27 protein-coding genes are annotated in these 22460 nt (G+C 69.0%); 16 read left to right on the top strand and 11 right to left on the bottom strand.

Annotated elements, in window-relative coordinates:
* Nucleotides 1–120: 120 nt before the first annotated feature.
* Nucleotides 121–504 (top strand): SgcJ/EcaC family oxidoreductase, encoded by a 384-nt coding sequence (locus tag JOD27_RS05995; RefSeq protein WP_204761039.1) that lies wholly within the window; start codon nucleotides 121–123, stop codon nucleotides 502–504.
* Here JOD27_RS05995 and JOD27_RS05990 read toward each other — a convergent pair.
* Nucleotides 501–1535, bottom strand: a complete 1035-nt coding sequence (locus tag JOD27_RS05990) for a chitinase (RefSeq protein ID WP_204761038.1) — start codon at nucleotides 1533–1535, stop codon at nucleotides 501–503. The genes JOD27_RS05995 and JOD27_RS05990 overlap by 4 nt on opposite strands.
* 127 nt (nucleotides 1536–1662) lie before the next feature.
* Between JOD27_RS05990 and JOD27_RS05985 the strand changes: the two genes are divergently transcribed.
* Nucleotides 1663–2001 (top strand): effector-associated constant component EACC1, encoded by a 339-nt coding sequence (locus tag JOD27_RS05985; protein WP_204761037.1) that lies wholly within the window; start codon nucleotides 1663–1665, stop codon nucleotides 1999–2001.
* Nucleotides 2002–2500: 499 nt separating this feature from the next.
* Here the strand turns inward: JOD27_RS05985 and JOD27_RS05980 are convergent, their stop codons facing one another.
* Both JOD27_RS05980 and JOD27_RS05975 read right to left on the bottom strand, forming a co-directional pair.
* Nucleotides 2501–3430, bottom strand: coding sequence for an SDR family NAD(P)-dependent oxidoreductase (locus tag JOD27_RS05980; RefSeq protein ID WP_204761036.1), 930 nt, complete (start codon nucleotides 3428–3430; stop codon nucleotides 2501–2503).
* Nucleotides 3427–4377 (bottom strand): SDR family NAD(P)-dependent oxidoreductase, encoded by a 951-nt coding sequence (locus tag JOD27_RS05975; RefSeq protein WP_204761035.1) that lies wholly within the window; start codon nucleotides 4375–4377, stop codon nucleotides 3427–3429. The genes JOD27_RS05980 and JOD27_RS05975 overlap by 4 nt, the downstream gene beginning before the upstream one ends.
* Nucleotides 4378–4488: 111 nt before the next feature.
* Between JOD27_RS05975 and JOD27_RS05970 the strand changes: the two genes are divergently transcribed.
* Nucleotides 4489–5019, top strand: coding sequence for a TetR/AcrR family transcriptional regulator (locus tag JOD27_RS05970; RefSeq protein WP_204761034.1), 531 nt, complete (start codon nucleotides 4489–4491; stop codon nucleotides 5017–5019).
* Here JOD27_RS05970 and JOD27_RS05965 read toward each other — a convergent pair.
* Nucleotides 4976–5458: a GbsR/MarR family transcriptional regulator gene (locus JOD27_RS05965; RefSeq protein ID WP_307829922.1), complete on the bottom strand. Its 483-nt coding sequence runs from the start codon at nucleotides 5456–5458 to the stop codon at nucleotides 4976–4978. The genes JOD27_RS05970 and JOD27_RS05965 overlap by 44 nt on opposite strands.
* A gap of 69 nt (nucleotides 5459–5527) precedes the next feature.
* Here JOD27_RS05965 and JOD27_RS05960 point away from each other — a divergent pair, with 69 nt between their 5' ends.
* The 3 genes from JOD27_RS05960 to JOD27_RS05950 are packed head-to-tail and all read left to right on the top strand — an operon-like array spanning nucleotide 5528 to nucleotide 8690.
* Nucleotides 5528–6046: an NAD(P)-binding protein gene (locus JOD27_RS05960; RefSeq protein WP_204761033.1), complete on the top strand. Its 519-nt coding sequence runs from the start codon at nucleotides 5528–5530 to the stop codon at nucleotides 6044–6046.
* 11 nt (nucleotides 6047–6057) lie between these two features.
* Complete coding sequence (locus tag JOD27_RS05955; RefSeq protein ID WP_204761032.1) at nucleotides 6058–7572, top strand: alkaline phosphatase D family protein; 1515 nt, start codon at nucleotides 6058–6060, stop codon at nucleotides 7570–7572.
* Complete coding sequence (locus tag JOD27_RS05950; protein ID WP_307829921.1) at nucleotides 7569–8690, top strand: hypothetical protein; 1122 nt, start codon at nucleotides 7569–7571, stop codon at nucleotides 8688–8690. Before JOD27_RS05955 ends, JOD27_RS05950 begins: the two co-directional genes overlap by 4 nt.
* Here the strand turns inward: JOD27_RS05950 and JOD27_RS05945 are convergent, their stop codons facing one another.
* Nucleotides 8691–9713, bottom strand: coding sequence for an aldo/keto reductase (locus tag JOD27_RS05945; protein ID WP_204761193.1), 1023 nt, complete (start codon nucleotides 9711–9713; stop codon nucleotides 8691–8693). It lies immediately after the preceding gene.
* Between the two features lie 61 nt (nucleotides 9714–9774).
* Between JOD27_RS05945 and JOD27_RS05940 the strand changes: the two genes are divergently transcribed.
* Together JOD27_RS05940 and JOD27_RS05935 are read left to right on the top strand one after the other, a co-directional pair.
* Entirely contained in the window at nucleotides 9775–10164 is a 390-nt protein-coding gene (locus JOD27_RS05940; RefSeq protein WP_204761031.1) for a MerR family transcriptional regulator, read from the top strand.
* Between the two features lie 10 nt (nucleotides 10165–10174).
* Entirely contained in the window at nucleotides 10175–10843 is a 669-nt protein-coding gene (locus JOD27_RS05935) for an MOSC domain-containing protein (protein WP_204761030.1), read from the top strand.
* A 109-nt stretch (nucleotides 10844–10952) separates the two neighbouring features.
* Here JOD27_RS05935 and JOD27_RS05930 read toward each other — a convergent pair whose 3' ends face one another.
* From JOD27_RS05930 to JOD27_RS05920, 3 genes are all read right to left on the bottom strand, one after another.
* Complete coding sequence (locus JOD27_RS05930) at nucleotides 10953–11330, bottom strand: protein-tyrosine phosphatase family protein (protein WP_307829920.1); 378 nt, start codon at nucleotides 11328–11330, stop codon at nucleotides 10953–10955.
* An 88-nt stretch (nucleotides 11331–11418) separates the two neighbouring features.
* Entirely contained in the window at nucleotides 11419–11808 is a 390-nt protein-coding gene (locus JOD27_RS05925; protein WP_204761029.1) for a DUF1304 family protein, read from the bottom strand.
* On the bottom strand, nucleotides 11805–12194 hold the full coding sequence (locus JOD27_RS05920; RefSeq protein ID WP_204761028.1) for a cupin domain-containing protein: 390 nt from the start codon (nucleotides 12192–12194) through the stop codon (nucleotides 11805–11807). The genes JOD27_RS05925 and JOD27_RS05920 overlap by 4 nt, the downstream gene beginning before the upstream one ends.
* 88 nt (nucleotides 12195–12282) lie before the next feature.
* On the opposite strand from JOD27_RS05920, the gene JOD27_RS05915 reads away from it, so the two are divergent.
* Both JOD27_RS05915 and JOD27_RS05910 read left to right on the top strand, forming a co-directional pair.
* Nucleotides 12283–13296, top strand: coding sequence for a helix-turn-helix transcriptional regulator (locus JOD27_RS05915; protein WP_204761027.1), 1014 nt, complete (start codon nucleotides 12283–12285; stop codon nucleotides 13294–13296).
* 24 nt (nucleotides 13297–13320) lie between these two features.
* Nucleotides 13321–14652, top strand: a complete 1332-nt coding sequence (locus JOD27_RS05910) for an FAD-dependent oxidoreductase (RefSeq protein WP_204761026.1) — start codon at nucleotides 13321–13323, stop codon at nucleotides 14650–14652.
* On the opposite strand, the gene JOD27_RS05905 is transcribed toward JOD27_RS05910, so the two are convergent.
* A complete protein-coding gene (locus JOD27_RS05905) occupies nucleotides 14618–15124 on the bottom strand; it encodes a hypothetical protein (protein WP_204761025.1) in 507 nt (168 codons plus the stop codon). The two genes, JOD27_RS05910 and JOD27_RS05905, sit on opposite strands and share 35 nt — an antisense overlap.
* 18 nt (nucleotides 15125–15142) lie before the next feature.
* Nucleotides 15143–15568: a VOC family protein gene (locus tag JOD27_RS05900; protein WP_204761024.1), complete on the bottom strand. Its 426-nt coding sequence runs from the start codon at nucleotides 15566–15568 to the stop codon at nucleotides 15143–15145.
* Nucleotides 15569–15661: 93 nt separating this feature from the next.
* Between JOD27_RS05900 and JOD27_RS05895 the strand changes: the two genes are divergently transcribed.
* Nucleotides 15662–16630: a helix-turn-helix transcriptional regulator gene (locus JOD27_RS05895; RefSeq protein ID WP_204761023.1), complete on the top strand. Its 969-nt coding sequence runs from the start codon at nucleotides 15662–15664 to the stop codon at nucleotides 16628–16630.
* Here JOD27_RS05895 and JOD27_RS05890 read toward each other — a convergent pair.
* Nucleotides 16584–17234: a Clp protease N-terminal domain-containing protein gene (locus tag JOD27_RS05890; RefSeq protein WP_204761022.1), complete on the bottom strand. Its 651-nt coding sequence runs from the start codon at nucleotides 17232–17234 to the stop codon at nucleotides 16584–16586. The genes JOD27_RS05895 and JOD27_RS05890 overlap by 47 nt on opposite strands.
* A 92-nt stretch (nucleotides 17235–17326) precedes the next feature.
* Between JOD27_RS05890 and JOD27_RS05885 the strand changes: the two genes are divergently transcribed.
* The 5 genes from JOD27_RS05885 to JOD27_RS05865 all read left to right on the top strand — a co-directional run bounded on the left by JOD27_RS05885 (nucleotide 17327) and on the right by JOD27_RS05865 (nucleotide 22407).
* Nucleotides 17327–18961, top strand: coding sequence for a serine/threonine-protein kinase (locus JOD27_RS05885; protein ID WP_307829918.1), 1635 nt, complete (start codon nucleotides 17327–17329; stop codon nucleotides 18959–18961).
* A 4-nt stretch (nucleotides 18962–18965) separates the two neighbouring features.
* Complete coding sequence (locus tag JOD27_RS05880) at nucleotides 18966–19703, top strand: SDR family NAD(P)-dependent oxidoreductase (protein ID WP_204761020.1); 738 nt, start codon at nucleotides 18966–18968, stop codon at nucleotides 19701–19703.
* Between the two features lie 114 nt (nucleotides 19704–19817).
* On the top strand, nucleotides 19818–21146 hold the full coding sequence (locus JOD27_RS05875; protein ID WP_204761019.1) for a glycosyl hydrolase family 18 protein: 1329 nt from the start codon (nucleotides 19818–19820) through the stop codon (nucleotides 21144–21146).
* A 47-nt stretch (nucleotides 21147–21193) separates the two neighbouring features.
* A complete protein-coding gene (locus JOD27_RS05870; RefSeq protein ID WP_204761018.1) occupies nucleotides 21194–22066 on the top strand; it encodes a 5'-nucleotidase in 873 nt (290 codons plus the stop codon).
* Between the two features lie 44 nt (nucleotides 22067–22110).
* Nucleotides 22111–22407: a YiaA/YiaB family inner membrane protein gene (locus tag JOD27_RS05865; RefSeq protein ID WP_204761017.1), complete on the top strand. Its 297-nt coding sequence runs from the start codon at nucleotides 22111–22113 to the stop codon at nucleotides 22405–22407.
* The last annotated feature ends 53 nt before the right edge of the window (nucleotides 22408–22460 follow it).

The following is a 22460-nucleotide window of genomic DNA, read 5'->3' as shown; positions in this document are numbered from 1 at the left end:
CGGACGCGGCCCCGGAACCGTCGCCGAGACACCACCATGCCCAGGAGATCGCTCGAACGGCCCGATGTGCAACAACCAGAGGCTTGACCTCCACCTTGGTCGAGGTACGACGATCTTGGCATGACCGACACCACCGAGATCGAAAAGCTCGTCGCCACCGTTCAGCACGCCCAGCAGAACGAGCTCCCCGAGGACTTCATCAACCTCTTCCGTGAGGACGCGATCTGGACCACCGCCCACGGCAAGCGCCTGTTCGGACGCGACGAGATCGCCTCCTTCACCCGCCAGGTCCTGCCGGGCTCGACGAAGGAGGCGCTCGCCACCTACGAGGTATCGCACGTGCTGTTCATCCGCCCGGACGTGGCCGCGGTGAAGATCCGCCAGCGCCGCGTCACGCCCGACGGCGAGCACCTCGACCTGGCGGAGGGTTCCCCGCTCTACGTCCTGTCCAAAGAGGACGGCGAGTGGCGGATCGCCGCCGGCCAGAACACCATCGTGCTCTAGCGACCCTGCAGGCGCTTCACGTTGTCACCGAACGTCCAGTTCTTCGAGCCGTCCCAGTTGATCGACCAGGTCATCAGGCCCTTGAGCTGGCCGTTGAAGCTGCCCCAGGCCTGGCTCACCAGCGACGGGGACATGTGGCCACCGCCCGCGCCCGGCTGCGCGGGCAGGCCCGGCACCTGCTTGTCGTAGGGCACCCGGATCGTGGTGCCCTGCACGACCAGCCCCTTGTTGAGGCACTGGGTCTGCGCGACGAAGCCCTGCACGGTGCCGGCCTGGTAGCTGTCGCCGGAACACCCGTACATCGACCCGTTGTAGTACTGCATGTTCAGCCACCACAGCCGACCGTTGTCCGCGTACTTCTTGATGATCGGCAGGTAGGCGCCCCAGATGGAGCCGTAGACGATGCTGCCGCCCGTCACGTACGCGGTCTCCGGCGCCATCGTGAGGCCAAAGCCCGACGGCATCGCGGCGAGAACCCCGTCGATGATGCGGATCAGGTTGGCCTGCGAGACCGACAGCAGGTTGACGTTGCCGCTGCCGACGAGCCCGGTCTCGATGTCGATGTCGATGCCGTCGAAGTTGTACTTCTTCAGAATCGGCACGACGGTGGCGACGAACCGGTTGGCCACCGCGGCCGAGCTCAGGTCGATCCCCGCCGCCGCGCCGCCGATCGACAGCAGGATGGTGGCGCCCGCCGCCTTCGCCGCGCACATCTCGGCGGGCGTGGCCACCTTGACACCGGCGTCCATGCCGTCCTCCCACAGCACGGTGCCATCCGAGCGGATCACGGGGAACGCCGCGTTGATCACGTTGTAGCCGTGCTGTCTGATGCGGCTGTCGGTGATCGGGGTCCAGCCGAACGGCGGGTGAACGCCGTTGGACGCACCGTCCCAGTTCTCCCAGTAGCCGTGCAGTACCTTGCCCGCCGGGCGGGGTTTGAGCGCGCACGTGTCGGCCGCCTGCGCGGATGCCGGGACGAGCACGACGGACAGGAATAGAAGCAGGGCTGTCAACGCCGAACGGGCAGACATTCGCTCACCTCTCGCGTTCAGGCGGCGACCCGATTGCCATTGAAGCACGAAATGGTCCAGACCTCTAGTGCCGTCGTAACGGAACGTGGCCGACCGACGACACTCCCGACATCCACCGGGAACGGAGATGCCCGCTGCCTGGGGGTTACCCGAGACGGTCACGATCACCGTCGACGGCCACCGCACCGGCCTCGAGTCGTTGTGGGAGTGGCTGCGGCACGAACCGCAGCCGCGCGGCCGCCTGAAAGCGGTCACGCCCACGGCACCGGACGGCACGATGGGCTCCGGCGTGGAACTCGCCGTCGTGGCCTCCGCTCCAGCCCTGGACACACTCGCCAGATCAATCCCGGCGTGGCTCGCCCAACGCCACACCGGCGTCACGGTGAAGGTCACGGCGCCGGACAACCGGGAGGTCTCCCTCAGCCCGGACGCGATCCAGCTCCTGCGCGACCTCCTCGGGCGCTGACGTGCGCCTCCCCGTTCCGTCGAGCTCCTACGCGCACCAGCACCTACCGCACCCCCGACCTCGCCGCGCTGCCCGCCGTCCGGCACAACCTCGACGACCTGGCAGCAGTCCTCACCGACCCGGCTCTCAGCACAATCCCGGTCGACCTCTGCGTCGTCGTGCCCGATCCCGCCGACATCCGCACCCGTCTACCGCGAACTGCGGCGCCTCGCGGCTGGGGCGGCTCGTGGTCATCGCTCTCGACACGGGCGTTCTTCCGGCAATCCGACCAGTCGATGCGTACTGCTGCGGGAGTGTGCGGTCGCCACCGCACGCGTGCTGCCGGTGTGCTCACGACCGAGCAGTCTTCGAACGGTTGGTGGCGACCACCCCCAATGAGCCAAGGCGACAACCGGAAGCCGCTGCGCAGCGCTCCCCGGATGACGGAGCTGGAGCCAGTCCGGCCTCCGGGGAGCAGTGCGTCGCGGGATGGATGCCGGGGGCAGCGCCGTTTCGCGGGTCAGAGGGCGAGGGTCTCTTCCGAGACCTTCCACAGTTGGGCTGCGGATTCCGGGTCCTGGGCGTAGGGGGCTACGCCGGAGATCACGCCGCCGGTGTTCGGCAGGGCCTCGTTGCAGTCCTCGAAGTACTTGCCGGACAGGCCTTCCAGCAGTGGCGATGTGGCCACGACCAGGGTGGTGGCGGCGCCCTGCTCCGGGGTCTTCACGCGGCGCTTCGTGGCGGCGCCGCTCTGGCGGATGCGCTCCTGCAGTTCCTCCTGGGTCAGGTGGCGCTGCAGGTTGGTCGCGATGCTGCCCGGCATGAGGGCGTTCATCGTGATGCGCTCGGAGGCCCAGCGTTTGCCCGCCTCCACGCCGAACAGGATGTTCGCCGTTTTCGACTGGCCGTAGGCCTGCCAGCGGTCGTAGTCGCGGTGTTCGTAGTGGAGGTCGTCGAACACGACGTCGCCCATCAGGTGCGCGGACGAGCTCACGTTCACCACGCGGGCGCCCTCGGCGCGCAGCGAGTTGAACAGACCCGTGGTCAGGGCGAAGTGGCCGAAGTGGTTGGTGGCGAACTGGAGCTCCCAGCCCTCCGGCGTGCGGGTCAACGGCGTGGCCATGACGCCCGCGTTGTTGATCAGCAGGTGCAGCGGGCCGTCCCAGTTGCGCGCGAACGCCTTCACAGACGCCTGCGACGCCAGGTCGAGGCGGGCCACCGAGATCTTCTTGTTGCCGGTGGCGATGGTCAGCGAGGTCGCCACGCGCTGGGCCGCGTCGATGTCGCGGGCCGCGATGGTGACCTCGGCGCCCGCGGTGGCGAGGGCGCGGACGGTCTCCACGCCGATGCCGGAGGCGCCGCCGGTGACGACGGCGCGGCGGCCGGAGAGATCGACGTCCCGGACCACGTCCAGGGCCGTGGTCTCGAAGCCGTAGCCGGTGGTGATCAAGCCTGTTCCCCGATCTTGAGCGTCTCTTCGGAGACCTTCCACAGCTGGGCCGCGGCCTCCGGATCGTGTGCGTAGGCGGCGAGGCCGCCCGACATGCCGCCGGTGTTCGGCAGGGCCTCGTTGCAGTCCTCGAAGTAGAGGCCGGAGCGGCCCTCGACCAGCGGCGAGACGGCGAGCACCAGCGTGGTGGCCGCGCCCTGCTCGGGAGTCTTGAGCTGCAACGCCTTGTCGCCGCCGCGCAGCCGGATGCGCTCCTGCAGCTCTTCCGGCGTGATGTGCCGCTGCAGGGCCGTCAGGATGCCGCCCGGCATCAGCGCGTTCATCGTGACGCCCTCGGAGGCCCAGCGCTTGCCAGCCTCGACGCCGAACAGGATGTTCGCGGTCTTCGACTGGCCGTACGCCTGCCAGCGGTCGTACTCCCGGCGCTCGAAGTGGATGTCGTCGAACACCACCGGGCTCGCCAGGTGGCCCGCCGAGCTGACGTTCACCACGCGGGCGCCCTCCGCCCGCAATGCGTCGAACAGGCCCAGCGTCAGCGTGAAGTGGCCGAAGTGGTTCGTGGCGAACTGGAGCTCCCAGCCCTCCGGCGTGCGGGTGAGCGGGGTGGCCATGACACCCGCGTTGTTGATCAGCAGGTGCAGCGGGCCGTCCCAGGAACGGACGAACTCCTTCACCGAATCCTGCGACGTCAGTTCCAGCGGAGCGACGAGGATCTGCTCGTTGCCCGTGGCGGCGGACAGCTCCGCGGCGACCTTCCGGCCCGCCTCGACGTTCCTCGCCGCGATGGTGACCTCGGCGCCCGCGGCGGCCAGAGCCCGCACGGTCTCGACGCCGATGCCCGACGCCCCACCGGTGACCACGGCGCGGCGGCCCGAGAGGTCGACGCCCTCGACGACCTCGAGAGCAGTGGTCTCGAAGCCGAACGGGGTGGTGATGCGCTCACTCATCCGATTTCCCCAACCTGTGTCGTACACTGAAACGGAGGTTCCTCCGGTTCGAGTTCCACTCTAAACGGAGGGTCCTCCGGTTAGCAAGTGGCGTACCCATTGGAGTGAAAAGTGCGTGCTGACGCCGTCCGCAACCGCGGGTTGTTGCTCGAGGTGGCGTTGGATGCCTTCACCCACGAGAAGGACGTGACGCTCGGCGCCATCGCCAAGAAGGCGGGCGTCGGCATCGGCACGCTCTACCGGCACTTCCCGACGCGCGAGGCGCTGATCGAGGCCGTCTACCGCACCGAGCTGGAGAAGCTCTGCGACGCGGCGCCCGAGCTGCTCGAGGCCCTCGGCCCGGAGGCGGCGCTGCGGGAGTGGATGGACCGTTTCATCGCCTACCTGGCGACGAAACGCGACCTCAAGGACGCACTGCAGGCCGTCATCGCCCTCGGCCTGAACCCGTTCGAACACAGCCGCGCCAAGATGACGCAGGCGTTGGAACAGCTGCTGACCCCGCTCGGCGCGACGGTCGAGCCGCTCGACGTCATGACGATGCTCGTCGCCGTCGGCCAGAACGGCGACCAGGCCCAGGCCAAGCGGATGCTCGACCTGATCATGGGCGGGATTCTCCACGGCGCTGCTCGAAGCGCTCGATGAGCGTGGGCACCTCGCTCAGCAGGAACTCGTAGAAGTCCCGCATGTAGGCGAGCCGCTCCCGCGCCGGCCCCGGCCCGACGGCCTCCACCCCGCGCGCGACGGCGGACAGGATGTCGTCGATCGGGGCGTGCTGCCTGCCGTAGAGCGTGGTCCACGCCTTGTCGCGCATCCGGTAGTGCTCGCGACGGCTGCCCGGCGCCGGCGCCCGTTCGATCAACCCCATCTGCATGACCATCTTGATCGCGCCGGACACGGACCCCGCGCTCGCGCCCAGCTCAGCGCTCAGATCGCCCGCGGTCAGCGACGGTGAGTCGGTGAACAGGAACGCCGCCAGCACGCGCGCCGCCATCCGCTGCATGCCCGCCCCGACCAGGGTGAGCGCCAGGTGCTCCGCAGCCTCCTTGCGGCCTTCCTGTTCGCGATCTGTCTCGCCCGTCACACCGAACCCATCTGTCTTCAGAAATTTCTGAATGTTCGCTAGCCTCAATCCTAGGGGGAAGGGGCTGACATGGCCACAGCACTCGTGGTGGGCGCCGGAATAGCCGGCCTCGCGACCGCGCTCCGGCTGACCCGCAGCGCGTGGGAAGTCGTCGTCCTCGACCACGGCGCGCACCACGATCCCGTGCCGCTGCGAGGACCCGACCTGCACGCCGCCCGCCGGCTGGCCGCCCTGCCGTACCCGCTGCACTACGAGACGCGCCACAGCACCGTCACCGCGCTGCAGCCCGACCGCTTCGGTGTCACGGTCGCCTTCAACGACCACGACGACGAGTGGTTCGACATCGTCGTGTGCGCCCAGCCCTGCTGTGCTGCCGATCGATTACCCGGCCTGCGCCTCGAATCCTGGTCCCGCGACCACGTGGCCCTGCTCTACCGCGCCGTGCGCGACACCGGGATCCCGCTGTGCGCGGCCGAGCTCCTCGCCGACGCGTTCGACATCCACCACGACGACCATGCGGCATTCTCGTGGTGGGAAAGCACTTTGAAGCCGTACACCGTTAGGCGGACCTTTACCCGCGTTCGGTAAGCCTGCTGGTCATGACCACGTTACGGAGACGCACCTTCATCGTGGGCGGCCTCGCGGGAGCGAGCGCCGGAGCACTCATCCCGCGGCTGGCCAACGCCATCGGCTATCCCTTCACCCTCGGCGTCGCGTCCGGCGAACCGGCAGCCGACGGGTTCGTCATCTGGACCCGCCTCGCCCCGAACCCCCTGAACGCCGACGGTCTCGGCGGCATGCCGAACACCGACACCGCCGTCGAATGGCAGGTCGCCACCGACGAACGCTTCACGAGCATCACCCGCACCGGCACGTTCACGACAACGCAGGCGAGCGCCCACTCCGTCCACGTCACCCTGACCGGCCTCGAACCCGGCCGCGAGTACTGGTACCGCTTCCGCGCCGCCGGTCACATCTCCCCCGCCGGCCGCGCCCTCACCGCACCGGCCTTGGGCACCTCTCCCGAACTCACCATGCTCTTCGCCTCGTGCGCGCACTACGAGGAGGGTTACTTCACGGCCTACCGCCGGATGGCCGAGGAACACCCCGACCTGATCCTGCACCTCGGCGACTACATCTACGAGGGCGCGGCGTCGACCACGAGGGTGCGCCAGTTCGCGCCCGCCGCCGAGATCAGCACCCTGGCCGACTACCGGGTCCGCCACGCCCAGTACAAGACCGACCCGGACCTGCAGGCCGCGCACGCCACCGCGCCCTGGCTGGTCGTCTGGGACGATCATGAAGTAGAGAACAACTACGCCAACCTGGTCCGCAACGACACGAGCCCCGCCGGTGACTTCAGGGCCCGCCGCGCGGCCGCGTACAAGGCGTACTACGAACACATGCCGCTGCGCAGCGCCCAGGCCCCGAGCGCGGAGAACATGCTGCTGCACCGCAGGGTCCGCTGGGGCAGCCTCGCCACGTTCCACATGCTCGACACCCGCCAGTACCGCGACGACCAGGCATGCGGCGACGGCACGAAGGTCTGCCAGGAAGCCGACGATCCGGCGCGCACGATCACCGGCACCGCTCAGGAGACGTGGCTGATCGACGGCCTGCGCCAGAAGCTCGGCACCTGGGACTTCCTGGGCCAGCAGGTGTTCTTCGCCCAACGGCTCGCGAGCGCGGACGGCGCGAAGAGCATGGACGCGTGGGACGGCTACACCGCCAACCGCACCCGCATCCAGAACGCCTGGGACACCAACGCCAACAAGGGCACCGTCGTCCTCACCGGCGACGTGCACCGCAGCTGGGCCGCGAACCTCATGCAGAACTACGGCACGCAGAACCGGATCATCGGCACCGAGCTCGTCACCACGTCGATCACGTCCGGCGGTGACGGCAACGCGGCCGACAACAGCCTCAACCCGACGCTGAACCCGCACGTGAAGTACTTCAAGAACCTGCGCGGCTACGTCCGCACCCGCACCACGCCGGCCCAGATGAACGTCGACTTCCGCGCTGTCGACAAGGTCACCGTCCGCGACTACCCGGTCAAGACCGTCGGCAGCTACGTCATCGAGTCGTCCAACCCCGGATTGCAGGCGCCGTGAAGACACTGCTGATCGCGAGCCTCCTGCTCGCCCCCGCGCCCATGACGTGGTCCACGGTCAACAGCGACTCGACCGGCGACCAGGACAACGCGTCCGCCTCGGCCACCCGCAACGGCTACACCGCCGTCGTGTGGGAGGACGACCGCGACACCAGCAACCCCGAGGACCCGATCCACTCCGACGTCTGGATCCGCCTCTACAAGGAGGGAACGTCCCTCTACGAGAAGAAGCTGAGCGCCGGCGGCACCGGCAACTGGCGCCACTGGCAGCCCGACGTCGCACTGCACGAGAACGGCACCGCCGTCGTCGTGTGGTCGGAAGACCCGGACGGCAACGGTTTCTACAACATCGCGGTCCGCTCGGTCAGCACGAGCGGCACCGTCTCTGGCTCCGGCACGGCCAACGCGAGCGCTGACGGCCAGCAGTACTTTCCCAGCGTGGCAGCCGATCCGGACACCGGCGCCTTCGCCGTCACGTGGGAGGACAAGCAGGGCACGAACCCGCCCACCGTGCGCGTGAGCGGGTTCGCGTCCATCTCGTCCAAGACCTACGAGGCCCAGGTCAACAACGCTGGCGGCACGCATGCCAAGCCCCAGGTCGCGATGGGCGCCGCGGGCAACGCGATCGTGGTGTGGGAGGCGGACACGAACGTCGCCCGCAAGATCCTCACCCCGTCCGGCGGCGTGAAGCAGGCGCAAACCACGACAGGGCAAGGAAAACACCCCGACGTGGCCGCGAACTTCAACGGCGACTTCGCCGTCGCGTGGGAACAGTCCGGTGTCCACACGCAGTCCTTCACCGCGGCCGGGGCGCCCCGCGGGGCCGTCGCCCAGACGACCGGCACCGACCCGCAGGTCGGCATCGACGACCAGCTCGGCGTCGCGGTGACCACGGCGGAAGCGGACGACGTCTACACGCACGTCTACAACCCCGACGGCACCACCACCGGCCGCCCCGCGCGGCAGCTCACGGTCTCCAACGCCACCGGCAGGCAGAACGAACCCGCCGTCGGCGTCGATCCGTGGGGCCGCATCACCGTCGTCTACACCGACGACAACGACGGGAACGGGTACGACCAGATCTACCTCGGCACTGGCCTGACCACCCAGGCCTGGTAGTCAGCGCTGGTCCAGGGGCCTGCGTCGCTGGTGGACGTCCAGCAGCGACGCGGGCTTCCAGACCCCGTTCGCGTCGTAGGTGTCGACGCCGGGCGGCACGATCTCGTCGATCCGGTCCAGCACGTCGTCGGTCAGCACCAGCGAAGCTCCCTCCAGCAACGACTCCAGGTGCTCCATCGTGCGCGGCCCGGTGATCGCCGAGTGCGTCGTCACGAACGCGATCGCGAGTGCGGGCAGCGACACCCCCATCTCGTCGGCGAGCTTCGCCAACTCCTCCACGGCGTCGAACTTCGCCGCGTTGCGCGGCAGCGACTCGTCGAACCGGTCCGGCGTCAGCGTCGCCCGGAAGGCCTCGGCCGACGCGCCCTTCCGGTGCTTGCCCGACAGGAACCCGCTGGCCAGCGGACTCCACACCAGCACACCCATGCCGAGCCGCTGACACACCGGCAGCACCGACCGCTCGATCCCGCGCGCCAGCAACGAGTACGGAGGCTGCTCGGTCCGGAACCGCATCAGCCCGCGGTTGAGCGCCACGTGGTGCGCCTCGACGATCTCCTCGGCGGGGAACGTCGAGCAGCCGAACGCCCGGATCTTGCCCTCCCGCACCAGATCCGTCAGCACCGACAGCGTCTCCTCGACGTCGGTGCTGTAGTCCGGCCGGTGCACCTGGTACAGGTCGATCCAGTCGGTGCCGAGCCGCCGCAGGCTGTCCTCGACCGCCCGCACGATGTAACGACGCGAGTTGCCGCTGCGGTTGCGGCCCTCGGTGAGCGGGAAGTGCACCTTCGTGGCCAGCACGACGTCGTCCCTGCGGCCCTGCAACGCCTTGCCGACGATCTCCTCGGACTCCCCTGCCGAGTACATGTCTGCGGTGTCGACGAAGTTGATGCCGGCGTCGAGTGCGCGGTGGATGATCCGCACGCCCTCGTCGTGGTCAGAGTTGGCGACGTGGCCGAACATCATGGCGCCGAGGCAGTGGTGGCTGACCTCGATGCCAGTTCCCCCGAGTACGCGGTAACGCATTGTCATGCCGGAAAACCTAGGAACTAGAGTCGTCTCTAGGTCAAGAACATATGCTCGGTGCATGAGCTTGAGCATCGGGCAGGTCGCCGAACGCACCGGGCTGAGCGTGCACGCGCTGCGGTTCTACGAGAAGGAGGGCATCCTCGCCAACCAGGTCCACAGAGGACCGGGCGGGCGCCGGGTGTACACCCAGCAGGACGTCGACTGGCTGCGCATGTGCATCATGCTGCGGATGTCCGGGATGCCGGTGCCGGAGATCCGCCGCTACACCGAACTGGTCCGTCAGGGCGACGGCAACGAACTGCAGCGCCTCGACATCCTCAAGGAACACCAGGAGCGCGTGCGCCAGCAGATGGCTCAGCTGCAGGAGTGCATGGACCTGATCACCTACAAGGTGGGCAAGTACGAGGACTACGTCAATTCGATCGCCTCCAGGGCGATCGGCCAATAACCTCGGGCTCATGCCCGTCGTGCTCTCGTTGAACATCGCGTCCAAGACGACCGAGGTCGACTACGCCCAGAAGGGCGCGACCGCCATCGACAAGCGCCCCGTCGACGGCCCTCTGGAGGTGCGGCCGCCTGGACCGAAGAAGTCCGCCGGCAGCGGCATCCAGGGCGACGTGATCGCCGACTGGGACCACCACGGCGGCGACTACCAGGCCGTTTACGGCTATGCCCGCGAAGACCTGGACTTCTGGCAGGGCGAGCTGGGCGTCGGCCTGCGCAACGGCCAGTTCGGCGAGAACCTGACCACGCAGGGCATCGACCACACGCACGCCCTCATCGGCGAGCAGTGGCGGATCGGCACCGCGTTGCTGGAGGTCTCCGCCGCGCGCGTGCCCTGCCGGACGTTCGCGGGCTTCCTCGGGCAGCGCGGCTGGGTGAAGCGGTTCACGCAGGTGGCGCGGCCGGGCGCGTACTTCCGCGTGATCGAGGCAGGGCTGATCGCGCCCGGTGACGAGATCACCGTCGTGCGCCGGCCGGAGCACGACGTGACGGTCGAGGTGTTCTTCCGCGCCATCACCACGGAGGCGGAGCTGCTGCCCCGGCTGCTGGCGGCGGGCGACTCGGTGCCGCCGGGCGTGATCGACCTGGTGCACAAGCGCACGGTGATCGAACTGGACCTCTAGTGGTGATACGGAACGTCACCGGGGGAATTCGCGGCCAGACGGGTGCATCGTGGTGCCGCGAGGGCGCCCTGCTGAGCGTGAACTACCTCGCCGACGTTCCGGGTCGCCGCTAGCTGGACGGGAAGCGCCGCACCCACCGCTTCTGCCACGGTGTTTCCACCGCACGCGGGTGGTAGTTCGCGCGCGCCCACGCGACGGCCTCGTCGGCCGGAACGCCGGACAGCACGGCCAGGCACGAGATGACCGTGCCGGTGCGTCCGACGCCTCCGCTGCAGGCCACCTCGACGCGTTCGCCGGACAGGGCGCGGGCGTGCAGGGCGCGGATCAACCTGATCGCGGCGTCGTGGTCACGCGGAAGACGGAAGTCCGGCCAGTCGATCCAGTCGTGCGGCCACGGCACGTCGACAGGCCGGGGCTGCAGGTACACCCCGTACTCCGGATGCGGGTCCACGATCTTGCCCTGACGCAGGCCGCGCCCTGTGATCACAGCTCCGTCGGGTAGCTCGATCGTCCTCACGAACAGTTCCCCCAAACAGTCGCATCCACTGAAACTGCCCGAAATTCTGTCATGGCCCCTACATGAACAGCAGCGCGACCAGCGGCGGGATCCCTTCCCCCGCAACGCCTCCCCACGCCTGGTTGCGCGGCCTGCTCATCGCCAGCTGATCGGCCACCGCCAGCACGACGCTGCTCAGCAGCATGAACCACGACACGTAGACCACCAGCGTGCGCCCGACCAGCTCGTGCCCGGAGTTCACGGCGACGAGCCCGGCGATCAGGCCGCACGCCAGGAACAGGTTGTAGAACCCCACCCCGAACGCCCACAACCGGATCGCCGGCACGTCCTCGGCGGGTTGCCCGAACACCGTGTAGTGCACGCGGTGGATCAAGAACGCCTCCCACACCCACACGACGAGGTGCACGAGCGCCGCGACACCGGCCGCGACCTGGGCCACGATGCTCACAGGGTCACCCCGTGACGTTCCAGCGCCTCGAACCCGTTCACCGACAGGTCGCGGAAGAACGCGCCCATCACGTCCCCCACCGCGAACGCCAGGAACTGCACCGACGGCGTGTGCACGGTGAACGTGTGCGGCGCGTTGGCCGGGATGACGATGGCGCCACCCGGCGACAGGTCGTGCAACTCGCCGTCGAGCAACACGGCCATGCGCCCGTGCAGGACGTAGTAGACCTTCGGCCACGGAGTGCGGTGCGGCGGCGCGGCCTCGCCGCGGGGCGCGTCCACCTCGAACAGCTCGTAGGCGCCGTCGGTGTCCTTGCCCGAGATCCGAACGGTGATCGTCGCGTCAGGCACGGTCAGTTCCGGGCCCTCGCCGGCAGTGCTCATCATGCCGAAAGCATCAGAGCATCGGCCGACCAGGCACATCCCGGAAAACTGGGATGCACGGGGAACGCGTCGCGAGCGCATACTCCCAACCATGTGGGAAGGCCGTGCGCAGGGCGTGCGACGCGACGTCACGGCCCTGGCGAGCGCCGGGCTGGATGTCGCGCAGCTGCACGCCGCCGCCATCGCACTGGTCGACCGCCTGGTCCCGTGCGAGCTCACCTGCTGGGCGTCCATGGACCCCGACTCCGGCGTGATCAGCTCGATGACCAGCGGCGTCAACAGCATCCCCCAGCAGTACGAACCGCTCCTCGCGACCTGCGAGTACACCCCCGGCGAGCCGCACACGTTCGCGGCGCTCGCCCAGCGCGGCGACACCGTCGCGAGGCTCGAGGACCAGCGCTCGACCCGTCTCAACGAGGTCTGGCGCCCGCTCGGGCTCAGCCACGAACTGCGCGCGCTGTTCCGGGCCGACGGCACGTGCTGGGGCGCCGCGGGCATGGTCCGCACCAGCGACTTCACCGACCGTGAGCTGGAGTTCGTCGCCTCGGTCGCGCCCGCGCTCGGGTCAGCCACCCGCGTCGCGGCGAGGACCGCGGCCCGGCGAGCCGGCACGCCCGCCATCGTCGTGGTCGCCCAGGACGGCACGATCCGCGCGTCGACCGCCTCCGCGAACCAGTGGCGCGACGAGATGGAGGAGATCGCGCCGGGCCGGTTCGCGGTGATGCTGCGCGCCGCCGCGGCCGGTGCGCGCGCCGGAACGTTCCGTGCGCGGGTCAGGGACGCCCACGGCGGCTGGATCCTCCTCGAAGCCAGCGAACTTGTCTCCGACAACGGCTTCGAGGCCGCGGTGACGATCAGCAGGGCGTCCGGCGCGGAACTGACCGGGCTGCTGCTCAAGGCCCACGGCGTGACCGCCCGCGAGCAGGAGATCTGCCACGAGGTGCTGGCCGGGCAGTCGACCTCGGAGATCGCCGCTCGGCTCACGATCTCGCCGTACACGGTGCAGGACCATCTCAAATCGGTCTTCGCGAAGTTCGGCGTGCGCAGCCGCGCGGAACTCGTCGCGAAACTCTCGCAAGGGACTTTTGGGGGATCGATCCGGTAGCTGGGCTCTGCCAGCATGTGCGCCATGTACTCCGACCGCGCCCTGGTCATCGGCGCCGGCTTCGCGGGACTGCTGGCGGCCAGGGTGTTGTCCGAGTCGTACGGCGACGTGGTGCTCGTGGAACGCGACCAGATCCCAGCAGACGCCGGGCATCGCTCAGGCACTCCGCAGGCCCATCACCCCCACGCCCTGCTCGCCCGCGGCGCCGAGGTGCTCGAAGCGCTCTTTCCCAGTCTCGGCGCGGAACTGCGGGCAGCGGGCGCCGTCCAGGCCGACCTCGGAAGCGACTTCGCCAGCCGCGTCCCGGCGGGCTGGGCACCCCGCGACCCCATCGGTCTGACCGTCCCGTCGACGACCCGCGTGACGATCGAGCGGATCATCCGCCGCAGGGTGCTCAAGCTTGCGAACGTGTCCCTTGTGGACGGCGTCACGGTCGACGGCCTGCTGCACGACCGCGGCACCGTCACCGGCGTGCACGGCAGGCGGTCCGGCGAGCCGTTCACCGACTACGCGGACCTCGTGGTCGACGCGTCCGGTCGCACCAGCAAGCTCGTCTCGTGGCTCGCGGAGCTCGGCGTCCACTGCCCGGCACCGATGATCGTGAACGGCCACCTCGCCTACACCTCACGCCTCTACCACGTGAACGACGACCTCCCGCTCGACTGGAAGACCACTTGCGAGATCACCCACGCCCCCACCACGAAACGCGGCGGCGCGGTATCCACTGTGGACGGACAACTGTGGTTCGTCACGCTGTTCGGCGCCGGCGGCGACGTCGCCCCGACTGACGACGACGGCTTCCTCGCCTACGCCACAACGCTGGAGTGTCAGGACATCGCCGAGATCATCAAGACGGCCACCCCTGCGTCCCCGATCCACCGCGCCGCCAACCTGCGCAGCCGCTGGAACCGGTTCCACAAGGTCCCGAACTGGCCACGCGGCCTCCTCGCGCTCGGCGACTCGGTCGTCTCGCTCAACCCCGTCCACGGCCACGGCATGACCCTCGCCGCCCTGAACTGCGCCGAGCTGCGACACCTGCTCCAGGACCACGACCTGGCCAAGGAACCGCTCGTCTTCCAACACGCCGTCGCCAAGGCCGCGCAGATCCCGTGGATGTCCGCGACGACGACGGACCTGGGCTGGAGCCAGAAGAAACTGCCCCTCACCACGCGGTTCCTGCAGTGGTACGCCCGCCGCCTCTTCGAGGTGATCCCCGGCAACCCGCAGGTCTACCGCGCCTTCATCCGCGTCTCGCAGATGGTGGACCACCCGGCGACGCTCGTCCGCCCGGCAGTGCTGTGGCGAGTGCTGTGGCGAGTCCTCACCGGATCGCGCCCTCAGGCCAGACAACGGTGACCGGCACGCCCTTCGACCTCGCGTAGGCGACCACGTCGGCGGTGCCACCCGGCCCGCGCCCAGGCAGCCCGTCCCACACCGCGAGCAGCGAGTCGGACTCGTCGACCATCCGCTTGCCCGCCTCCATGTACGCGTGCGAGTCGGGCGTGACGAACGGCAGCCGCACGACCTTGCCGGCACGTGCGAGCAACGCGTCGAACACGGGCCGGTAGTCCTCCGGCAGCGACGCGCGGTACTCCGCGGCGGGTAACACGACCACGAGCGAACCACCGGCATCCAGCACGGCCTGCGCGAAGACGGCGTCAGCCCCGTCCGCCAGACACGACACGCCCACCACCCCAGTGTTCCCGGCGACCGCAGTGTTCTCGCCAACCGCAGTGTTCTCGGCCACCGCGGCCCGGATCATCCGGTCGACCTCCCCCTCCAGTTCGAGGGAAAGGCCACGATGACCGGTGATGGCGAGGCGCGTCATCTGCGCAGGATATGCGGGTCACCCGAGACGTTTGTCCCGGTTCTGCTCAGCAACCTCCATGTAGTGGACGTTCGTCATGATCCCGATGATGTTCCCGAACGGGTCCACGACGGACGCGGTCACGAACCCCTCACCCCGCACCCGCGGCTCGTCGTGCGTCTTCGCCCCGAGCTCGTGCAGCCGGGCAAACGTCGCCTCGAGATCGTCGACGGCCCAGTACAGGATCGCCCCGGACGGTCCGTCCGACGGTGTCACCTCGAGCCGCTTCTGCAACAACCCGAGCTCGGCCTGGTAGTCGCCGACGCGGAACTCGACGTACCCCAGCTGCCCGTCGGGCGTGCGTCCCTCGAAGTAGGCCTCGATCCCGAGGAACGCCGCGTACCAGGCACGCGCCTCCTCCACGTCGTCGGCGTAGAACGTCACGGTCGACATGCCTCGCAACATCGCGGATCCCTCCCAGAAAAATTTCGGTGTCGCGATCCAGGCTCGGCCGTAAAGTGCTCATCCAGTGAGCACTTTTCCGAGGAACCTCAAGAAATGCGCGCAGACCGACTGGTAGCCACGTTGCTCCTGATGCAGGCCAGGGGCCGCATCACCGCCGCCGAGCTGGCAGAAGAGCTGGAAGTGTCCACGGCGACCGCCCGCCGCGACCTCGAAGCGCTGTCCGCGGCGGGCGTCCCCGTGTACCCCCAACCGGGCCGGGGCGGCGGCTGGTCGCTCGTCGGCGGCGCCCGCACCGACCTGAGCGGGCTGACCGCGGCGGAGGCGCAGGCGTTGTTCCTGATCGCAGGACCAGCTGCTTCCGTTGCGCCCCAGGTGAAGTCGGCGCTGAGAAAGCTCGTCCGCGCGTTGCCGCAGACGTTCCGCGCCGACGCGGAAGCCGCGGCCTCGGCGGTCGTCGTCGACTCCGCAGGCTGGGGCGACGACACGAAGGACAGACCGGTTCTGGTGTCGGTGCTGCAACAGGCCGTCGTGCAGCAGATCAGAGTGCGCCTGACCTACCAGAAACGCGGCTCCGCCCCCACCGGACGCGTGGTCGACCCGTGGGGACTCGTCGACAAGGACGGCATCTGGTACTTCCTCGCCGGCACCCCTGACGGCCGGCGGACGTTCCGGATCGACCGGATCCTGGGCGCCACGCTGACCGGCACTCCGTCGAGCAGACCACCGGACTTCGAGCTCACGAAGGCGTGGGACTCGGTCGTCACAGAGGTCGAGCAACGCCGTTCGGAGACCGCGGCGATCATGCTGGTGCCCGCGCGGTTCCTGAAGGTCTTCCAGGACATGCACGGCCGCCACTGCACGGTGCTCGGCGACGCCGGGGAGAACGTCAGGGTGGAGCTGACCGCACCGCGCCCGCTCGACATCGCCCGCAACGTCGCCGGGTGGGGCGGCCTGATCACCGTCGAGTCACCGGACTCGGTGAAGGAACACCTCGCCCGCATCGGCGCGGAACTCGTCAGCCGATACCCACGTGCTTCTCCAGCCGGTCCAGCCGAGTCATGATCATTTGCAGCACCTTGGCCGCGTCCGGCGTGGCCTGCTGCTGCTTCTTGAGGTGCACGATCCCGGCGAGCGCGGTCTGCACCGCCCGACGGGTGCCCTTGAGATCCGCGCCGAGCTCGCGGAGAACCTCGCCGCCCCTGCCGTCCGGTTCGGCGATGATGCCGAGCAGCAGGTGCTCGCAGCCCACGTAGTTGTGCCCCAGCGACATGGCCTCGACGACGGCCAGCTCCAGCGCGTTGACCGCGTCCTGGGCGAACCCCGTCCCCTCGGCGGGCCCGGACGGGAACCGCAGCGTCCGCGGATCGATGTCGATCGCGCGCAGCACGTCCAGGCCCAGGTTGCCGCCCTCGTCGACGAGTGCCTGCGCCAGTTCCGCCGTGGTGACCACGGGCGACTCGGCCGCGAGCCGGAGCACGGTGCGCATCCGTTCGGTGAGCTGCGAACCCCGTTCGCCGTCGAGGTCGGCGACCGTCAGCCCCCGTACCGACGTGATCCGCTTGACGGACACCTCGAGCGCACGTTGGCAGATGGCCGACACCGGAATGTTCAGGTCCTTCACCGTTTCGGCCAGGTCATCGGGCAGGTACACGTTGATTTTCGGCATAACCCCATATATACCCCCATATGGGGTTACAGTCAACGGCGAACGCGGCAACCGGCACACTGCGGGTGATCAAAGGGGACGGGAGCACACGCGTGGAGGAGAAGAGCAGGCTCATCGGGAGCCGCTACCGGTTGCAGGCGAAGGTCGGTCAGGGCGCCATGGGGGTCGTCTGGCAGGCCTACGACGAGCAGCTGCACCGCACAGTGGCGGCCAAGGAACTGCTCGCGCTCGACGGCCACGACGAAGCCAAGGTCGAACGCGCCCTCGCCAGAGCCATGCGCGAGGCCCGGCTGGCCGCGCGCCTCGAGCACCCGAACGCCATCCGCGTCTACGACGTCGTGGAGGAGCACGGGCAGCCCTGGCTGATCATGGAGTATCTGCCCTCCCGCAGCCTCGCCGCCGTCATCGCCGAGCAGGGGTCGCTGCCGCCCCGCGAGGTCGCCCGCATCGGCTGCTACACCGCCGCGGCTCTGGCCGCCGCGCACCGCCACGGCATCCAGCACCGCGACGTGAAGCCCGGCAACGTCCTGATCGGCGACCAGGAAGTCAAGATCACGGACTTCGGCATCTCCCGCGCCACAGACGACGGCACCGCCACCGCGACGGGCACCGTCGGCACGCCCGCCTTCTTCTCCCCCGAGGTCGCCCGCGGCGACGAGGCGGGTTTCCCCTCCGACGTCTTCTCGCTCGGCGCCACGCTGTACAACGCCGTCGAGGGCACCCCGCCGTTCGGTGCCGCCGACAACCACATCGCGATGCTGCACCGCGTGGCGAGCGGGTCGTTCATGCCGCCCGCCAACGCCGGCCCGCTGCTGGCTCCGGTGCTGTTCCGGTTGCTGGCCAACGAACCCGAGCGCCGGCCGACCATGGAGGAGGCCGTGCACCTGCTGGCCGCCGTGGTGAACGAGTCGCCGGAGGTGTCCGAGGCGACGGCGGTCATCCCGGCCACGGTGGAGCTGCCGGTCGAGGCACTGCCGGAGGAGAAGGCCAAACAGGAGGCGCGGCCCGGGCCGGAGGCACAGCCAGAACCGGAACCCGTGCCCGAACCGGAGCCCGAGCCGGAGCCCGTGGTGGCTCCGGCCGCGGAACCCGTTGCCGTACAAGAGGAACCGCCACCCGCCCCGGTTCCCGCCCAGCCGGAACCCGAGGAGAAGCGGCGCAAGTTCCCGTTGGTCCCCATCGCGATCGTGATCCTCGTGCTGGCTGTGGGCGTCGGCTCGTTCCTGTTGTGGCCCAAGGGAAACCGGAACAACCCGTCGGCCTCGGGCGCCTCGACCGCGCCGACCACGAGCCAGACCCAGTCGCAGTCCCAGCCGCAGACTCCGCCCCAGTCCCAGACCACGACCGAAACCCCGGCGCAGACCCAGCCTCAGACGCAGCCCCAGTCCAACCCCCAGACGAACTCCCCGAACCCGCCAGCGGGCCCGCAGACCGCACAGCAGGCGATCGAGGCGTACTACGCCCTGATCCCCGGCGACCTGCAGACCGGTTGGTCGTTGCTGACCGACAGGTTCAAGTCCGGCCGCGGCCTGACTTTCGAGAAGTACCAGACGTTCTGGCGCGACTACACGGGTGTCCAGCTGTCGAACCCCGCACCGCAGGGCGACAACGTCGTGACGGTGACGGTGCAGTACATGCAGGGTGCCAACGTCGCGATGACCGAGCGCAACACGTACACGCTGGTGCAGCAAAACGGCAAATGGATGATCGACAACCAGGCACCCTAGGACCATGACCCGACACGCCCTCGTCACCGGAGCATCGCGCGGCATCGGCGCCGCCATCGCCCACGCCCTCGCGCGCAACGGCCACCGGATCGCCGTCCACTTCCGCAACGACGAAGCCAAAGCCGTTGAGGTCGCCCAAAACCTGCCCGGCGAGGGGCACGTGACCGTCCAGGGCGACCTCGGCGCGAACCAGGCCGAGCAGATCGTCGCCGAGACCGTCGCGAAGCTCGGCGGCCTCGACGTCCTGGTCAACAACGCCGGCGTCTACTTCAACCACCCGATCGCGACGACGAGCTTCGCCGAGTGGCAGGAAGCCTGGCGCCGCACCATCGAGCTCAACCTGCTCGGTCCCGCCGACCTCACCTGGCACGCGGTCCGGCACATGACCGAGGGCGGCCGGATCATCAACGTGGGCTCCAGGGGCGCCTACCGCGGTGAGCCCGACGCGCCCGCGTACGGGGCGGCCAAGGCCGGGTTGCACGCGATGACCCAGTCGCTCGCGCTGTCCCTTGCGCCACAAGGCATCGCGGTCGCCGGTGTCGCGCCGGGCTTCGTCCGCACCGACATGGTCGCGGACTTCCTCGCGAGCCCTGAGGCCGACGCGATCCGGGCGCAGAGCCCGTTCAACCGCGTCGCCGAGCCCGAGGAGGTCGCCGCGGCGGTCGCGTGGCTCGCACAGCCGGAAGCCGTGTGGGCGGCCGGAACGATCATCGACGTGAACGGCGCGTCCTACCTGCGTTGATTCCCTGAACGGCGACCGGAACCAGTTCCGGTCGCCAGTTGATCTTCCCGACAACCCGTCTAGACCACTAACGTCGAGGTGGGCGCACGACGAAAGTGGAAGGCAACCCCTGCAATGCGTTCACTCCGCTCCCGCCTCGGCGCCGTCAGCCTCGCGCTGGCCGCTGCCGCCGCGACAACGACGGTCATCGCGCCTGCCGCCCAGGCCGCGTATCCCCCCGGCTTCAAGAGCGTCGGCTACCAGCCTTCGTGGTCCGGCAACTTCGGCTCGATCCCCTACAACAAGCTCACGCACATCAACTACTCGTTCGCGCTGCCGAACGCGAACGGCACGCTGCAGGGCATCCCCGAGCCCGGCAAGCTGCAGCAGCTCGTCAGCGGCGCGCACGCCAACGGGGTCAAGGTCTCGCTCGCGGTCGGCGGCTGGAACAACGGCAACGACGACAACTTCGAGTTCCTGGCGGCCAGCGCGAACGGCCGCACGACGTTCGTCAACTCGCTGATCAACGTCGTCAACCAGTACGACCTCGACGGCGTCGACATCGACTGGGAGTACCCGGATCCCGGTGCCGAGGGCGACAACTTCACGCTGCTGATGCGGCAGCTCGGCGACGCGCTGCACAGCCGCGGCAAGCTGCTCACCGCGGCGGTCGTCTCCGAGGGCGGCACCGCGAACGGCGTTCAGCCCGCGGTGTTCGGCATCGTCGACTGGCTGAACATCATGGCCTACGACGGCGGCAGCCCGCACGCGAACTACGACTGGTCGATCAACAGCGTCAACTTCTGGAAGAGCCGCGGCCTGCCCGCGAGCAAGGCCGTGCTGGGCGTGCCGTTCTACAGCCGCCCGACCTACCTCTCCTACGCCGACCTCGTGCGCCAGGACCCGGCCAACGCCAACCGCGACTGCTACAACGGCAACTGCTACAACGGCCTGCCGACGATCCGGCGCAAGACGACGTGGGCGCTGTCGAACGCGGGCGGCATCATGAACTGGGAGCTCTCCCAGGACACCACGAACAGCACCAGCCTGCTCAACGCCATCTGGGAGACCGCGTCCGGTGGCACCCCACAGCCCGGTGGCACCATCACCGGCTACGGCGGCAAGTGCGTCGACGTGGCGGGCGCGAACTCGGCCAACGGCACCGCCGTGCAGCTCTGGACGTGCAACGGCACCAACGCCCAGCAGTGGACCCGCGGCGGCACGACGCTGCGGGCTCTGGGTAAGTGCCTGGACGCGTCCGGCACGGCCAACGGCGCCGTGACGCAGCTCTGGGACTGCACCGGTGCGGCGAACCAGCAGTGGACCTCCGAGGCCAACGGCCGGCTGCGCAACGCGGCCTCGGGGAGATGCCTCGACGCCACCGGCCCCAGCTCGGCGGACGGCACCAGGCTCCAGCTCTGGGACTGCGCCGGCACCGCCAACCAGCAGTGGCACTTCAACTGACCTGACGGTGATCCCGGTGCGCCGGGATCACCGTACGATCTGGTGCCGTGGCTCCCAGCCTTGAGAACCTGCTGGTCGTGGGCATCGCGTCGAGCGCGCTGTTCGACCTCTCCGCGTCCGACGCCGTCTTCCACTCCGAGGGCGAGCAGGCCTACCGCGCCTACCAGGAAGCGCACCTCGACGAGCCGTTCGCCGCCGGTGTCGCGTTCCCGTTCATCCGGCGACTGCTGCAGCTCAACTCGTTGGGGCCACTGGTCGAGGTCATCGTCCTGTCCCGCAACTCCCCCGACACCGGCCTGCGCATCCTCCGCTCCGCGGCCCACCACGGACTGGCGATCACCCGCGCGATCTTCACCGAGGGCCGCGCGCCGCACGAGTTCATGCCCGCGCTGAACATGTCGCTGTTCCTGTCCGCCAACTCGGACGACGTCCGCAAGGCGACCCTGGCGGGCATGCCCGCCGGCCAGGTGCTGGCGTCGTCCTTCATCGACGACGACGATCCGGCGTTGCGGATCGCGTTCGACTTCGACGGCGTGCTGGCGGACGACGCGGCGGAACGGATCTACCAGACCGGCGGCCTCGACCGTTTCCAGGAGCACGAAGCCACGAACGTGGTGACACCACTCGATCCCGGCCCGCTGAGGAACTTCCTCGCGGGCATCAACCGGATCCAGCGCCAGGCCGAGGACCGCATCCGAGTCTCGGTGGTCACGGCCCGCTCGGCACCGGCACACGAGCGCGCGATCAACAGCCTCAAGGCGTGGGGGCTGACGGTGAACGACGCGTTCTTCCTGGGAGGCCTGCGGAAAGCGCCGATCCTCGACGTGCTCAAGCCGCACATCTTCTTCGACGACCAGCGCGGTCACCTGATCCAGACCGTGCCGTGCGTGCACATCCCGTTCGGTGTCACGAATGAGTAGCTGTACTCATGACAGCGCGGGTGTGACCCAGGACTCTCGGGATCATGACTTCTTCCGCGCCCTCGCACACCCCGACGAGCTCTGCCTTCTACATGCAGGCGGTCCTGTCGTTCGGGCTCTCGCTGACCGCCGTCGGCATCGGAGTCGTGTTCCTGCCCGTTGACGGGTGGGTGCGCGCGTTTCTGGGAATCGCGATGCTCTACACGGTCACGTCGGCGTTCACACTGGCCAAGGTGATCAGGGATCGGCAGGAGGACACCTACATCACGAGCCGGGTGGACAGAGCGCGGCTGGACAAGCTGTTGAGCGAGCACGACCCGTTCAAGATCGACGCCGCCTGACCGTCATCCGGCCAGAAGAGAAAGGCCCGGCCACACCGTGACCGGGCCCTCCC

Origin of the sequence: Lentzea nigeriaca (genome assembly GCF_016907955.1) — a bacterium.
Classification (GTDB): Bacteria; Actinomycetota; Actinomycetes; order Mycobacteriales; family Pseudonocardiaceae; genus Lentzea; species Lentzea nigeriaca.
Note: the sequence above shows the minus strand (reverse complement) of the source record. Positions and strands in the feature narration are given on the sequence as shown.

Excerpts from the sequence above, each read along its gene's own strand:
- JOD27_RS05995 (WP_204761039.1), top strand. The coding sequence starts at position 121 with ATGACCGACACCACCGAGATCGAAAAGCTCGTCGCCACCGTTCAGCAC.
- JOD27_RS05990 (WP_204761038.1), bottom strand. The coding sequence starts at position 1,535 with ATGTCTGCCCGTTCGGCGTTGACAGCCCTGCTTCTATTCCTGTCCGTC.
- JOD27_RS05985 (WP_204761037.1), top strand. The coding sequence starts at position 1,663 with ATGCCCGCTGCCTGGGGGTTACCCGAGACGGTCACGATCACCGTCGAC.
- JOD27_RS05975 (WP_204761035.1), bottom strand. The coding sequence starts at position 4,377 with ATGAGTGAGCGCATCACCACCCCGTTCGGCTTCGAGACCACTGCTCTC.
- JOD27_RS05960 (WP_204761033.1), top strand. The coding sequence starts at position 5,528 with ATGGCCACAGCACTCGTGGTGGGCGCCGGAATAGCCGGCCTCGCGACC.
- JOD27_RS05955 (WP_204761032.1), top strand. The coding sequence starts at position 6,058 with ATGACCACGTTACGGAGACGCACCTTCATCGTGGGCGGCCTCGCGGGA.
- JOD27_RS05945 (WP_204761193.1), bottom strand. The coding sequence starts at position 9,713 with ATGCGTTACCGCGTACTCGGGGGAACTGGCATCGAGGTCAGCCACCAC.
- JOD27_RS05940 (WP_204761031.1), top strand. The coding sequence starts at position 9,775 with ATGAGCTTGAGCATCGGGCAGGTCGCCGAACGCACCGGGCTGAGCGTG.
- JOD27_RS05935 (WP_204761030.1), top strand. The coding sequence starts at position 10,175 with ATGCCCGTCGTGCTCTCGTTGAACATCGCGTCCAAGACGACCGAGGTC.
- JOD27_RS05920 (WP_204761028.1), bottom strand. The coding sequence starts at position 12,194 with ATGATGAGCACTGCCGGCGAGGGCCCGGAACTGACCGTGCCTGACGCG.
- JOD27_RS05915 (WP_204761027.1), top strand. The coding sequence starts at position 12,283 with ATGTGGGAAGGCCGTGCGCAGGGCGTGCGACGCGACGTCACGGCCCTG.
- JOD27_RS05910 (WP_204761026.1), top strand. The coding sequence starts at position 13,321 with ATGTACTCCGACCGCGCCCTGGTCATCGGCGCCGGCTTCGCGGGACTG.
- JOD27_RS05905 (WP_204761025.1), bottom strand. The coding sequence starts at position 15,124 with ATGACGCGCCTCGCCATCACCGGTCATCGTGGCCTTTCCCTCGAACTG.
- JOD27_RS05900 (WP_204761024.1), bottom strand. The coding sequence starts at position 15,568 with ATGTTGCGAGGCATGTCGACCGTGACGTTCTACGCCGACGACGTGGAG.
- JOD27_RS05895 (WP_204761023.1), top strand. The coding sequence starts at position 15,662 with ATGCGCGCAGACCGACTGGTAGCCACGTTGCTCCTGATGCAGGCCAGG.
- JOD27_RS05890 (WP_204761022.1), bottom strand. The coding sequence starts at position 17,234 with ATGCCGAAAATCAACGTGTACCTGCCCGATGACCTGGCCGAAACGGTG.
- JOD27_RS05880 (WP_204761020.1), top strand. The coding sequence starts at position 18,966 with ATGACCCGACACGCCCTCGTCACCGGAGCATCGCGCGGCATCGGCGCC.
- JOD27_RS05875 (WP_204761019.1), top strand. The coding sequence starts at position 19,818 with ATGCGTTCACTCCGCTCCCGCCTCGGCGCCGTCAGCCTCGCGCTGGCC.
- JOD27_RS05865 (WP_204761017.1), top strand. The coding sequence starts at position 22,111 with ATGACTTCTTCCGCGCCCTCGCACACCCCGACGAGCTCTGCCTTCTAC.